We start from the raw sequence: 14,994 nt of genomic DNA on the forward strand, positions 1-14,994 counted from the left end.
ATCAACCTCAACTTAAAAACCCCTATTATTTAAATAAATTACAAGAGTTAAAAAAATTATCTAATAACTTTAAGTTTTTATTAGCTAAGCTATATTACAGATTCATGATCACTTCCTTATTTCTTCAGGTAATTAAAAATAAAATTTTGCTCGGGGGAGTGTTACAAAGAGTTATGTAGTTTTTATAAGAAATAAATGCACACTAATTAATGATTTATTTAATAAATCTAGCCAACGGATAAATAATCCAAGTAGTACAAAAAAGTCTTGGACATAACACTAAAGCCTAAAGGGTTCTTATAAACATTCATGGTAGCTAGCAAACAATCGAGTAAATCAAAAAATTGTATTGACCAAAACTTAATAAACCTTATCACTAAATATAAGATTTTTATATCTTTTTACAATCAATATTGATAATTTGATTAAAAAATAACTAAATCGCTTGAAAAAGAATTAAATTATACAGGAGAGGGGGTTGTTACTAATGACTAATTTAATATGATTCGTTATCATCATCTATTTAAATTGTTCTAAATTGAAGGAGCACAAGCATCCTTTTTGCAATTTAATTTAAATCTAATTAACTTAAACCTAATTTCTTTGAGAACTTTCTTGAGAGATTTGATAAGAAGGCATTATCACAATGCCTTGGTCTGTAGCTTTAAGGGAGGGGAACTATACACAATTAATAAATCTATTCTTCTATTTGAATTGCAATAAAAGCAGAGTCTAAATTTCCAGTGTATCTAAGTTTTAATTTATTTAATAAATTTGAACACTTTTTATCTGACTTTACTAAAAAAATTAGTCAGTTAGTGAATTCTGGATCTGATAATGACATTGTATAATGAACAATAAATTCATATTTTGTAAAATATGCTTCTCTTTAAATTTAGGTAATAAAATAATTTTTATTATGAAACATTGAATAGACAATTATAAAAAGTAATTTAATAGACGATTGTAAAAAGTGCGTTAATTTAGCTAAGCTAAATTTTTAGGCTATAAAAGAAATTTTTCAAGACTGGTATTTTAGTATATTACTAACTATGAAATAAACCGAAACAGAAATGCCTTAATCAGCATTAAGAGACATTTCGTTATAATCAAAACTGTTCATATTGATCAATACCCTCTAATTCTTTGAGAAAGAATTCAACAATTCTACTTTGCACGATATTTGATAGCGCCCCATATAAATTACATACCAAATAAATTATATTCCCAATCAGAATAATCAGAAGCGTTTTGTATAATTAATCTTATAATTGTGATATAGGTTATCAGCTCATCTATCATTTCATTAGTTCTAAAATATTCAAATCCAAACAACTTTTTACTATCAAGTACACTAAAAAATATTTTTAAAAAATATCACTTATTTTAGTTTTAAATATTAAAATTTCACATTTTAAATTTATTGTATATATTTTTATTGCCATCGAAAGTTAGTTAAGCAGAAGTGAGTTTACAATTATCCTGATAATAAAATAGGTTCAACCTTTAGTAAAACTAGGTACTGCTATAGTAATTATTTAGGTATTATTTTTAGCATCTATCATCAAAGATAGAGAAATTTTTATGTCTTATACTTTTAAAAGAATAAGAACACACATCGTCCTTCATTACTTGTATTTAAATTAGCTGATATCTCTGATTGCTTCACAAAAAGCAATAGAACTAGCTGTTATGATCTTAAACAATACGTTAAATTCTCAAAAGATTTAAGATACTCTAGAAAAAATAAACAGCATAGCCATAAATCTAAATAAATTATTTAATATTATTTTACTACTTTATTTTACTACTTATTTATATTTTTCAGAATTTAGTATTTTAAATCGTATATATCAACATTTACAAAATTTTTGTTTGCTAAACGTTAAATTAAGAGATCTTTATATGATACCTCGCAAGGTCCTTCAGTATCTTCCGAAAAAAATTCAATATTCTAAAATAAGTTACAAGAAACAGGAAAGTACTACTGAAATAGAAATTTAAAATAACTATCGAGGATAAAATTAAAGAAAAGCGAATAATGCTTAATTAATCTTTCTTATAAAAAACGGCGTAAACTTATTAAAGACAACAAACGTAGCCAATATAACTAATTGAGCAGTGCATGCAAATTCAGTTATTTTAAAATTAATAACAGACCCTTCTAAAAAACTTTTTTATCCTTAAAATATATTTCTTGTACCTTCCTTATTATGTCTTTTAGACAGTATTGATATCGGTGATAGCAAATCATTCTAGACCTTGTACTTTTTAGGAATGCTTTTTAGTAAGCATTAATTTTTAATAAGATTTTAAAAATATCGATCCCTTCATGTTACCTCTACCTATGATGAATTTTGGAAAAAGATAGTAAAAATATAATGTAGTTATATTTTTACTACACAATTTAGGAAAGGCCCTCAGTTTTATTAGTGGGCCGTATAGGATTTGAACCTATGACCAACGGATTAAAAGTCCGCTGCTCTACCAGCTGAGCTAACGGCCCAGAGAAAAAATTTAAGAGCAGTAATGATAACGATTTTTAATAAAAAAACAAGTCATCAAAGACTTAGAAAGTTTTTTTTGAATTTCACTGTATGCCTTATTTAGGCATTATTTAACGGAGAGTTCAAGGAAAATGTGAATACTGTACCAGTATAAAATGTAAGTACTGTACCACAACAGTACTAAATTTTAGTCCCTTTATTTACATAATAAAATATAGATATCTAAAAATTTACTTTATTGCAACTTAACTTATAATTTAAGTTATAACTTAACTTATATACTTAGTAGTTATTGGGGTCTTAAATGATTTTTTTCAACACTATAACCTACCTTTCCTACTCTATATTACTATCACATTTTCACTTTTTACTGCTATGCGATCGAAGTTAAACTAATAGCAATCTCGAATCAACTCAAAACCTTTTATAATAAGGATACTTTCTACTAATTTACTAATCTCCCTGAACTCAAAATTAGACATAAGGTACAAAGTTATCATTTCCAACTCACTCGTCTCACTAACAACAGTTATTAATATTCAATCCATTCCGGAATGAATATTAAAATAAATCTCTTTATAAGAATCTTCTTGTGATCAGATGAAGCAAGAACGAGACGTGAGGAAACTGCTTATCTTCCTAAGCTATTAAGATGACTGCCGTCTGAAAATAGTTACTATTATCAATAAAAAGACTCCTACGCAAATAGCATTGTCACCAATATTGAAAGTAGCATAGTGCCAATCCTTAATATGGAAATCAATAAAATCAATCACATATCCTAAGCGAACTCGATCGATAAAATTACCTAATACACCTCCAAGAACCAATGCAAGACTAATAGCCTTCCAATGATCAGAATACTGTATTCGAATTAGCCATATAATAAGAAATACGCTAACTATTAATGCCATTAAAGCGAAAAAATAAATCTGCCAGCCAGTTTCGGTAGCTAAAAAGCTAAAAGCAGCACCGGTATTGTAATTCAATGTTAAATTTAACCAAGGAAAAATTTTAATAGGCCACCCAAATACTAAATGATGAACTATTAAGTATTTCGTCCATTGATCTAGCACAATAATCAAAATACTCAACCATAACCAAGGTAATGTTTTTTTTTCATAACTATTTTTACTTTTAAAACTCATTATTTTTCCAAAAATTTTTGATATCGGCGAGAAGAGTAATATTTTTCTTATCAGGCAAATCTCCGTTCTTCACCAGCTCCAAAGGCATTACTTATACAGCGCTCACACAAATTAGGATGTTCTTCAATTTGACCTACACTATGTTGACGTTGCCAACAACGAGCACATTTTTTAAATTTAGAAACACGAATTTCTAAAAATAATTCGGGCAGATTCGTACTGAAAGCTTCTTTTGTTTTTTCTTTAATCGGAAAAACTTTTGCTTCGGAGGTAATTAATATAAAACGTAATTCATTACCTAACTTGGCCAGAATCAAATACAAATTTTGATCTGCATATAATATAATTTCTGCTGCTAACGTAGAGCTAATCTTACCATCATTACGGTAGTTTTCTAATGCTTTATTAACTTCATCACGAACTTGTAACAGTACTTTCCACTCATAATCCTCTTCTTTACGTAATTTAATTACTGGAAACTTAGAAAACCATTGCGTTAAAAAAACAGATTCTTCGCGATTACTTGGCATAAATTGCCAAATTTCATCAGCAGTGAAGCTGATAATAGGAGCAATCCAGCATACCAAAGCCTCTATAATATAATATAACGCTGTTTGTGCCGAACGTCGAGCTAAGCTTGTTTTTTTACTGGTATATAGACGATCTTTCAGAATATCTAAATAAAAACTACCCATCTCAACAGTACAAAAATTATGAATTGCTTGATAAATCAAAGGAAACCGATACTGATCATAAGCAGTTATGATTTTTTTTTGTAAACGCTGGGTCACGACGATAGCCCATCGATCCAATGCAACTAATTCTTCTGTCACCACCAAATCTTTTTTCGGATTAAAATCATATAAATTTGATAATAAAAATCTTGCAGTATTGCGAATTCGTCGATAAGCATCTGAAGCACGTTTTAAAATTTCATCGGATAGATTTACTTCAACAGTGTAATCCATAGAAGCAGCCCATAATCGCAGCACATCAGCACCTAAATTTTTTACTAAATCAGAAGGTGAAATAACATTGCCTAGAGATTTAGACATCTTTCTGCCTTGGCTATCAACCACAAAACCATATGTTAATACGGCTTTATAAGGCGCTTTATTTCGAATAGCCAAAGCAGTTAATAAAGAGGATTGAAACCACCCTCGATGCTGATCTGAACCTTCTAAATAAAGTTCAGCAGGTACATGTAATTCAGATCGCTCTTCTAAAACACCAAAATGAGTTACGCCAGAGTCAAACCATACATCTAACACATCCGTTACTTTCTCGTAGCGTTCAGCGTCATCACCTAATAATGTTTTTGGGTCTAAATTAAACCAAGCATCAACACTATTTTTTTCAATTAATTGTGCCACCTTTTCCATTAAAACAAGCGTATTATGATGCAAAGCTCCTGATTCTTTTTCTATAAATAAAGGAATTGGAATTCCCCATAACCGTTGCCGTGAAATACACCAATCAGGGCGATCAGTGATCATCTTTCTAATACGTTTTAGACCCCATGTAGGAATCCATTTTACTTTTTCAATCTCTACTAATGCAAAATTACGTAATCCTTTTTTATTCATACCAATAAACCATTGCCAAGTTGCCCGAAAAATTAATGGGGTTTTATGGCGCCAACAATGCGGATAATTGTGTTGAATAATTTCGCTTTGTAATAAGCGTCCAGTATCCGCTAACAAAACAATGATAGGTTTATTAGCTTTAAAAACTGATTGTCCACCAACTAAAAATGTTTCTTTAAGGAAACGACCACCTGCATCGACGAGATTCTTAATTGGCAAATTATATTTTTCTGCAACAAAATAATCTTCCAATCCATGTGCAGGCGCAGTATGGACATTTCCAGTTCCTACTTCGGTAGTAACATGTTCAGCAAGAATAATTGGCACAATTTGATTAAGAAACGGATGTTGTAACTCGATGCCCTCTAATTTTTTACCTTTTAAATTACCATATATTTTATAATCTTCAATACGATAACGTTGCATCGTCTTGTCGACTAAATTTTTAGCTACCACCAGATAAGTGGGTTGATCATGTAATTTAGTTTTTACCAGGGCGTAATCCAAATCATGATGTACACTAATCGCTTCATTACTTAGTAATGTCCAAGGTGTCGTAGTCCAGATGGGTATTATTACCCGGATCTTTTCATGTTTAACTCCAAAACGTCGAGGTACCTCTCCAAAATCAACCACCTCAAAAGCCACATCAATCGAATGCGACGTTTTATTGCGATATTCCACTTCTGCTTCAGCTAATGCAGAACCACAAGCTATACACCAATGGACTGGTTTTTGTCCCCGAAACAAATACCCATTCGCCACAATTTTAGATAATGCACGAACTGTATCTGCTTCGTAATGAAAATTCATAGTTAAATACGGATTTTGCCAATCTCCAATTACTCCCAATCGTTTAAAATCTTCTCGATGTAACTCTATTTGCGAGGCTGCATAATCACGACAAGCCTGGCGAAACTCATTTGGAGATAAGGTTTCTTTACCCACATTTTTTTCAACATTCAATTCAATTGGCAAACCATGACAATCCCAACCGGGTACAAAAGGGGAATCAAATCCACTCAATGTTTTTGATTTCACAACAATATCTTTGAGAATTTTATTAAAAGCAGTTCCTAAATGAACACGACCGTTAGCGTAAGGTGGGCCATCATGTAAAATAAATTTCGGCTGACCGGTACAGGCTTTACGAATTTTTTGATAAAGATTTAATGCTTGCCAGCGTGCTAATATTTCTGGCTCCCGATAAGGCAAATTAGCTCGCATGGGAAAATTAGTTCGTGGAAGATTTAAGGTGTTTTTATAATCAATCATGCTTCGAGATACCTTTTTTCACTTTACCTTTACCAAAATAAATTGATTTAAGAACATGGGATTACCAAAATAAAAAACTGCAGTCTTACAATAAAAAACTGTATTATGCCCACAATACGCAGATTTAATTTCCAATTAACATAAACTGGAGAACAATCTGATCCTTCCAAATATAAATCAATCTTTTCCATAATCAAAAAAATTTACATAAAACAGATATCCTTGTCTTAGAATCACAATTGATGATTTATCTACCTATCCTATTATTCCAAAAAATAATTTAGCTGTTACCACTAATTATGAACACCAAAACTATCACCATCAATAGCTGTAAGATTTTTTTGTATGACAGTAACACACTAGCAATAACCGAACTATCTATTTTTTTATACTGATTTCTACAATAACTTAGATAAGTGGGAATAAATTAATCATCATTTTTAGATAAAATTTCTAAAGTATCGTTTTTACTCTCCTAACAAACAATATAAAGTTGAATATTATCGTTGATTTTTTAGTATCACTTATTACAAGTTTCTTAATATTACAATTAGTTTCAACTTTCGTGGCACAAATATGTTTCAATGAAGACACTTCATAAAATTACACAAGCCTAGAGAATAACCTAGCCACATCTATCTATATCACAGTATTTTAATTGGAAACCACCACCTATCCCAAATTCTATTAGAATCGGATAGAACAATGATTCTTACTAATTTAAGAAAAGATTCAATCAGTTTTATTTCTGTCAGTTTTGAATGAAAAATATCATACTTGATACGTTCACTCTTGTTATTTATCTAAAATAATTAGAGGCTACATCTCTTATAAATTTACTTTTTAGGTTAGCTGTTAAGAAATAGATAGAATCATTCGTTTAAAAAAATAATCTTTTGCTTCTGAGACATCTGTACGCATTTGCTTGACTAAAGCATGTACCGAAGGAAATTGCTCTTCAGATCGCAATTTATGTAAAAACTCAACTCGCAAATAGTTGCCATAAATATCACGACAGAAATTAAATAGATACACTTCTAATAACATCTTAGTGCCTCCAAAAGTAGGACGTACGCCTAAACTGGCGACCCCTTGAAAGAGTTCCTCCTTTAAATAAGCCTGGATTACAAAAATTCCTCTCAATGGCACTTTGTCTCTATGTAAATCGATATTAGCTGTCGGAAAGCCTAATGCACGTCCGCGTTTTTCCCCAGAAATAATCTTACCACAAAGCCAATAAAAATGACCCAACAAATTTTGTGCCAAATCCATATTTCCCATTTCTAATGCATAACGCACTCGGGTGCTGCTAATTCGTTCTTCTTCATAAAGAATGGATGCCATTTTTATAGCTTCAAAACCATAATATTCCGCTAATTTTTTCAGTAACTGATAATCGCCTGCACGTTTGGCACCAAACCGACAATCGTCTCCTACCACAAGGGCTTCCACTTTTAGTTGATCCACTAAAATCTTTTTAACAAAGTTTTCAGGAGATAGATTTGCCAAGATTTTATTAAATCGATAGCATACAAGGAAATCGACTTTCCATTCTCGGAATGCCATCCATTTTTCCCGAAATTGCATCAATCGTGAATCCGCTTGGCTTTTCAAAAAAAATTCTTTAGGTTGAGGTTCAAAAATAATAACTACCGTAGGTAAATGTAATTTCTGTCCCAAGAATTTTAATTTTCTAAGAAGTGATTGATGACCTAAATGCATTCCATCAAAATTTCCTAGTGTGACCACACAACCACCTAATTTTTTTTTACAATCGTATTTACAGCGTATTAATTCCATGAAATTAATCAATCTCCATTGGAGACCACCGTAGATCAGAAAGTTTTACTCCTGAAATCCACAAGGTCACTAAATAAATAAAAAATCCTAAAAAAATAATAACTAGCAAATGCCAAATCCGTTCTCCCACGGACCAAATTAACCATTGCCCAATCTTTCCAGAAAACCAAACAATCACAAAACCCATTACAAAATTAGCCACTACTAATCGAAAAATTAATTTCGACCAGTTTGGAGCGGGTTTATAAATCGAACGCCGCAATAAAAAATATAAAAGAAGTCCTGCATTTAAAGTAGATGCTAACGAGGTAGCTAAAGCCAGCCCTGCATAAGCAAAAGGATGGATAAGTAACACGTTTAAAATAAGATTAGCACCCATCGCAGTTGCTGCAATTTTGACAGGAGTTTTTATATTCTGGCGAGCATAAAAAGCAGATGCTAAAATTTTAACAAGGATGAAGCCAGGTAAACCTATTGAAAATACCCACAGACTTCTTCTAGTCATAAGAACATCGTGTACCGTAAAAGCACCATGATAAATTAATGTTGCTAACAAAGGGCCAGCTAAAATAAATAAAGCTACAGCAGCAGGCATACCAATTAATATTGCCATTCTCAAAGCCCAATCAAGTGTAGCAGAATAAGCGTTTGTAGACTGTGAACTATAATGGCGTGACAAATTCGGCAACACTACAGTCGCTAAAGCGACTCCAATAACCCCTAAAGGTAAATACGTTAATCGATCAGAATAATACAACCACGAAATACTCCCAGCGGCTAAAAAGGAGGCGAAAAAATTATCGATTAATAAACTAATTTGAGCGACAGAAACACCAAATAATGTAGGCACCATTAATTTTAGAACCCGAATTACTCCGGAATCACACCACCACCCTTTAGGGATAGGAAGACATCCTAAATGATATAAAAAAGGGAGTTGGCTAATTAATTGTAAAAAACCTCCGATTAATACCCCCCAAGCTAAAACGTAAATGGGGGTTGAAACATTAGGGGCCCAGAAGCATGCTACCGCAATTATAGCAATGTTTAATAATACAGGAGTAAATGCTGGTACAGCAAATCGGTTGAAGGTATTTAATGTAGCTCCAGCAAAAGCAGTTAAAGCAATTAATAATAAATAGGGAGAAGTAATTCGCAAAATCTCAGTAGCGTAAGTTAGGCGAACAAGATCGTGCGCGAACCCCGGCACGAACACCATAATCACCAAGGGAGCAATAATTTCAGTAAGCACCACAATGACCAACAAAGCCATACCTAAACTTCCAAAAATTGCATTGATAAATTGATGAACTTCTTTCTGCGAGCGATGGGTTTGATATTCCGTTAATACCGGTACAAAAGCATGCATAAAAGCCCCTTCACCAAATAATCGACGCATGAAATTAGGGATTTTAAATGCAACTACAAAAGCATCAAATGCAGGTCCGGCGCCAAAAATCACAGCAAGCACCACATCTCGCACAAATCCCACCAAACGGGAAATGAGCGTCATACTAGAAAGAATCATTGTGGATTTGAATAACTTACGGCTCATAGAGCACTTCTGTTATTTTAAGAACAAACTGGTAAGGATATCGCAGGCTTATTCTATTGACAAACGCCGTATAATACGGCATATTATTAAAACTCATATAAAAATTTTAGAGCATATTCGATGGCTAATACTCTCCAAGCAAAAAAGCGTGCACGACAAAATCAAACGCGACAATTACACAATGCAAGCCAACGTTCCGCCGTGCGTACTGTGGTAAAAAAAACATTAAAAAGCCTCCAAGCTAATGATCTTTCTGCTGCACAAACTAGTTTCCAACAAGCTGTTCAATTACTTGATAAAGCTGCAGGTAAACAAATTATTCATCCAAATAAAGCAGCTCGCTTAAAAAGCCGCTTAAATCAAAAATTAAGAGGATTAAAATTCCAAATAAGTAAAGGATAAACTCAAAAGAAAAGCTAAATCATCAAGGAAAGATTATGTTAAAAGCTTAGATCTTACTGCACTTTTTCTTTTCAAGACATTCCATCAAATCATAGCATAACTTCTGAGTTTTTTTATGTTTGAGTGCTGAAATTTTATAGACAGGACCATGCCAATTAAGTTCCTTAATAAGTCCTTTGCAACGTAGCTCAATTTCTTTTGAAGGTAATAAATCTATTTTATTAAATACTAACCACCTTGGTTTATCTAAAAGATGTCTACTAAATTCTTTAACTTCATCTGTAATTACTTTCACAGCTTGAACTACAGAATCCAGACCCTCTCCTTCTATCGGAGATATATCGACGATATGTAATAAAATTTGAGTTCGTTCAAGATGCTTTAGAAATTGGATACCTAATCCTTCTCCCGTACTTGCTCCTTTAATAATGCCAGGTATGTCCGCAATTACAAAGCTTCGATATTCTTGAATCCGCACTACCCCGAGATGCGGGTAAAGAGTGGTGAATGGATAGTTACCAATTTTGGCAGTAGTTTTTGAAACTGCACGGATTAAACTAGATTTTCCTGAGTTAGGCAACCCTAATAAACCTACGTCAGCTAATAATTTTAATTCTAATTTTAATACATGTTTTTCACCTTCTTCACCGGAAGTTGTTTTCCGGGGGGCTCGATTTGTACTGCTCTTAAAATGAGCATTCCCTAAACCATAATGGCCTCCTTGAGCCACACAAAGCCTCTGCCCTTCCTGCATTAAATCACCAATCAATTCTTCCGTTTCTTTATCATAAACCATAGTCCCTATGGGGACAGACACTACTAAATCTTCCCCTTTTTTTCCCCTACGAAGTTTACTCATGCCCGGTTGGCCATTTTGTGCTCGTAATAATGGTTGATAACGAAATTCTATTAAGGTATTAATAGATTTATCAGCAATAAAATAAACGCTCCCACCTTGACCACCATCACCACCATCAGGCCCCCCTCGAGGAATAAACTTCTCACGACGAAAACTTAAGCATCCGTACCCACCATGTCCGCCTTCTACTTGCACGAATACTTCATCTACAAATTTCATTGTTTCAATAATATAATATCCCCCTAATTTTAAGGGAGTAGAGAATAAAAGATAATGCTAGTAATAGAAGCGGTGATTATTATAAATCAAATAAATAATACCATAATTATTCTCTCTCTTTTAAAGAGACTAGAAAGTAAGATCTCTTGAGAAAAACTAAACCTTTTTCTCCATAGGTTGGATAGAAACATAATTACGTTGCTTTATTCCTTTACACGTAAATCTAACTTTGCCATCAACTAAAGCATATAAAGTATGATCTCGACCTATACCTACGTTTTTCCCTGGGTGATAATGAGTACCTCGCTGTCGAATAAGGATATTGCCAGCGATTACTTGCTCACCTCCAAAACATTTTACACCCAACATCTTTGGATTAGAGTCCCGACCATTTCGTGTACTACCACCCGCTTTCTTATGAGCCATGATTTATTCCTCTTTTTTCTTTTCCCTAAAAGGGGGGGTTGATATTGATACCAGTCACTTTTATTGTAGTAAAATCTTGTCGATGCCCCATGCGTTTTATATGATGCTTACGTCGTTTAAACTTAATGATATTAATTTTAGAAACTCGGCCCTGATCGATAATTTCTGCTACCACTTGGGCACCTTTTAGTTGAGGAGATCCAATGTGTAACTCATGGCCTTCCTTAATTAAAATTAATAATATATCGTTAAACTTCACAAAAGCACCAATCTTTTCAGATAATTTCTCTATGTTTAACGTCTGACCTTCGGTAACCCAATATTGTTTACCGCCAGTTCTAATGATTGCATACATTGCAAATTTCCTTCGAACCATGAGGAGAATCTCTATTTTACGGAATTTTATAGTCCCTGACAAGTTATAAATATAATATTCTAAAATACTATACCCTCACTAAGATTCTGGACTTGACATAACTACTACCCTCCTAACATAAAATTAGATGAAAGTCATTAAAATCATCTTAGATAGCTCTCCTCTTCTCTAGAATTACTTAGATTTCCCATAAAACAGGATTCATAGGCTGTCGACGCTCTTATTGTCAACAAGCTTTCTTCTTTTCTCTCATGTACCCCTCATTCAAATAATCACCAATCATATTATTCAAAGTGGAGGAAAACGTTTACGACCATTGGTCGTGCTCCTAGCTACTCAAGCCTATGCTTATAATCAAAATACCGAGAATTACGAATTAGCTACCGTTATTGAATTTATTTATACTACTGCTACTTTGCTTCATGATAATGTTATCGATCAATCTGATCAATATCACGACCAATAAACCGATAATGTAAGGTTGGGAAATTTTGAAAGTGTATTCCTAGGGAGACTTGCTCTATTCCCGTGCCTTCCAGATTTTAACTAAACGTAACAATATTCCCATCATGAAAGTATTAGCTAATACAAACAACAAACTTGCGAAAAGAGCAGTCTGGCAGCTTATAATCAAAACAATTTTAACATTGAAGAGTTGACTTATTATGAAGTGATTTCGCCGCAAAACAGTTGAATTATTTCCGGCTGCTGCCGAAATTGGAGCAATGATTGGAATGAAAAATAAAACTATACGAAAAGAGATGGCTTTTTTGGGCTTCTATGTGGGAATGGCTTACCAAATTATTAATGACCTCCTCGACTACAGTGAGGATTCTTCTAAGTTGGATAAAAATATCAGCGATGATTTAGGAGAAGGAAAAACGATATTACCATGAATTTACTCCAAACAAAAAGCTAATTCTTGAAAAATTAAGCTTATTCGTGAAACTATTAAAAGAGGAAGCTTGAAAAATTTATTCTTCATCATGCAAATTATTTCTGATACTAAAGCTCAAGAATATACCCAACAATACGCTCTTCAAGAGATTGAAAAAGCAAAAATTTAATTACAACAATTATCCCCTTCTCCTTTTTGCTACAGTTTAGAAGCATTAGCAAAATTCGTCTTAAGCCGCCAATATTAATAATTTACGATACGGCTGTGCTCATCTAGTAATCAAAAACCACCCACGAGCGAAGGATAAATTTTCCTTATGCTAGTTTCCAAGATCTCTATATTTAACGATAAAATTAGGTGAGGCTTAGTCTAAGTGAAATAGAAAAAATGTTTAACAAGAAATTAAAGGGGGAATATAGGAATAGAGTAAGGGGACATAGATTGTGATAAAGAGCAGCCATTGCTACTTTACCTTTGAGAGAGGCACTATTGTGTGCTGAGGCTGGATCTTAAAATTCTCCTTTAGCTCGATTAAATAAAATTTTTAAATGGTTTAAAACATCTCTAGTAAGATTTTTTTTGGAACGATAAAAACAGCTTACGATACAAGCAGATTTCATTGATTACTTTTATTGTAACCTAAAAACAACAAAAATAACTTTTTAAGATGATTTCTAATGCTACTTTATCATCTTGCTAATTTTAAAAATACATTTTTATTATTTATAATATAATAATTAGTAATTTAGGAAACCGATTAAATTTATTCTTAGCTATTCTTAATTTCAGTCTTCAAGTCGAGCAATTAGCTTGACAGCTTGGTAATTGATAAATATCCATAAAACAACTGACGCTCAATCTATAAGCGTCATCTAGCTAATAATTGTTAGCTGCAGAATACAAAATTTACTAAAATTTAAAAAAAATGAAAAATTTCATTTATACTCAACTCTAATAAAATAATAGAATTATATTTTAAAATTAGTATGGCGCAATACATTATAAAAACATATTTTGAAATAATCAGATATTTTAATCTTTCAGCGCTGTAAGCTTTTTTCTGATAATTCAGAGCAATCATAAAAAAATAATTTCATTTAAACAAGGTCTAAGTGCTTATTCAAAACCAAACAGGCATAAAAGATTATTTTAAATGGAATTATTTTATCCCATAGAATGGAGATTCATACCACTGGTAAATCTATAAACAAACATTTCAGTGAAACCTATCTTTTTTAAATTTTCTACGAAATTAGTAAAAACTGTTACGAGATTTGTAAAACAAAAGTCTATCTCTTACAAAGAGCGATTATTGTATTTTCAGATACTCTTACTAAAAATATTGTACTTTTAATAGAACGCTTATATTCAGCTTCGGAAAATACAAACACTAATAATTTTCAAAACGAGAATCTATAGAAATAACTTTAGAACTTTAAAATATTATTTTTAATTAATTTTTCTGATGATTTCTTAGAATATTCGCCCGTTAAATTTTCTAAAAATTTCTCCAATAGGCTCTCATAAATAATCTTATTATTGAAACTCATCCATTTTAAATTTTTAAATGCCTGTTTCATACGATAACCTCAAGCCAAAATAACCATTTAAGATATCTTTAAAAATTTAAAGCGAGGTTTTTAGTCCATAAGTAGAATTTAATATTATCTATAATTGTCAAATTAGAGTGATCTAGAATACCATTGTTCCGTTAACTATGAACAGCCTCAGCAAAACTAAAGTATTCATTAAAGATTTTATTATATTCACTTATGAATTGATTAATTAAATAAGCTGCTTACGGAATGGAAACAATAACATTGTTTAATATCATCACACTTAATAGTACGTTTTTTATTTAATTTATTTGTGAGCTCTCTAAATTTAAGTAATTTTATAATAAAAATACTTAATATATGCCATTAAAATACTTAATATATGTC

Annotated in this window: 10 protein-coding genes and 1 tRNA gene; 3 read left to right on the top strand and 8 right to left on the bottom strand. The window is 32.1% G+C overall.

Annotation, left to right across the window (positions count from 1 at the left end; genetic code table 11):
- Positions 1–2,433: 2,433 nt before the first annotated feature.
- The 5 genes from CLERM_RS01365 to murJ all read right to left on the bottom strand — a co-directional run bounded on the left by CLERM_RS01365 (position 2,434) and on the right by murJ (position 9,871).
- Positions 2,434–2,506: transfer RNA gene (locus CLERM_RS01365), tRNA-Lys, on the bottom strand.
- 648 nt (positions 2,507–3,154) lie between these two features.
- Positions 3,155–3,655, bottom strand: coding sequence for a signal peptidase II (gene lspA / locus CLERM_RS01370; protein ID WP_102156816.1), 501 nt, complete (start codon positions 3,653–3,655; stop codon positions 3,155–3,157).
- A 50-nt stretch (positions 3,656–3,705) separates the two neighbouring features.
- The gene (ileS, locus tag CLERM_RS01375; protein WP_102156817.1) at positions 3,706–6,516 is read right to left on the bottom strand and encodes an isoleucine--tRNA ligase; all 2,811 of its coding nucleotides are present in this window, start codon (positions 6,514–6,516) and stop codon (positions 3,706–3,708) included.
- 855 nt (positions 6,517–7,371) lie between these two features.
- Entirely contained in the window at positions 7,372–8,316 is a 945-nt protein-coding gene (ribF, locus tag CLERM_RS01380) for a bifunctional riboflavin kinase/FAD synthetase (protein WP_102156823.1), read from the bottom strand.
- A gap of 4 nt (positions 8,317–8,320) precedes the next feature.
- Positions 8,321–9,871, bottom strand: a complete 1,551-nt coding sequence (murJ, locus tag CLERM_RS01385; RefSeq protein ID WP_102156818.1) for a murein biosynthesis integral membrane protein MurJ — start codon at positions 9,869–9,871, stop codon at positions 8,321–8,323.
- A 120-nt stretch (positions 9,872–9,991) separates the two neighbouring features.
- Here murJ and rpsT point away from each other — a divergent pair, with 120 nt between their 5' ends.
- Positions 9,992–10,273 (top strand): 30S ribosomal protein S20, encoded by a 282-nt coding sequence (rpsT, locus tag CLERM_RS01390; protein WP_102156819.1) that lies wholly within the window; start codon positions 9,992–9,994, stop codon positions 10,271–10,273.
- Positions 10,274–10,319: 46 nt separating this feature from the next.
- On the opposite strand, the gene cgtA is transcribed toward rpsT, so the two are convergent.
- From cgtA to rplU, 3 genes are all read right to left on the bottom strand, one after another.
- Positions 10,320–11,351, bottom strand: a complete 1,032-nt coding sequence (gene cgtA / locus CLERM_RS01395) for an Obg family GTPase CgtA (RefSeq protein WP_102156820.1) — start codon at positions 11,349–11,351, stop codon at positions 10,320–10,322.
- A gap of 156 nt (positions 11,352–11,507) precedes the next feature.
- Complete coding sequence (rpmA, locus tag CLERM_RS01400) at positions 11,508–11,777, bottom strand: 50S ribosomal protein L27 (protein ID WP_102156821.1); 270 nt, start codon at positions 11,775–11,777, stop codon at positions 11,508–11,510.
- A 25-nt stretch (positions 11,778–11,802) separates the two neighbouring features.
- Complete coding sequence (rplU, locus tag CLERM_RS01405) at positions 11,803–12,132, bottom strand: 50S ribosomal protein L21 (protein WP_102156822.1); 330 nt, start codon at positions 12,130–12,132, stop codon at positions 11,803–11,805.
- A 244-nt stretch (positions 12,133–12,376) separates the two neighbouring features.
- On the opposite strand from rplU, the gene CLERM_RS04050 reads away from it, so the two are divergent.
- Both CLERM_RS04050 and CLERM_RS04055 read left to right on the top strand, forming a co-directional pair.
- A complete protein-coding gene (locus tag CLERM_RS04050; protein ID WP_236905148.1) occupies positions 12,377–12,619 on the top strand; it encodes a polyprenyl synthetase family protein in 243 nt (80 codons plus the stop codon).
- Positions 12,620–12,887: 268 nt separating this feature from the next.
- Positions 12,888–13,049 carry a polyprenyl synthetase family protein gene (locus CLERM_RS04055; RefSeq protein ID WP_145996284.1) on the top strand — a complete coding sequence of 54 codons (162 nt, stop codon included), beginning with the start codon at positions 12,888–12,890 and terminating at the stop codon, positions 13,047–13,049.
- Positions 13,050–14,994: the final 1,945 nt, after the last annotated feature.

Source organism: Coxiella-like endosymbiont, from assembly GCF_002871095.1.
GTDB lineage: Bacteria > Pseudomonadota > Gammaproteobacteria > Coxiellales > Coxiellaceae > Coxiella.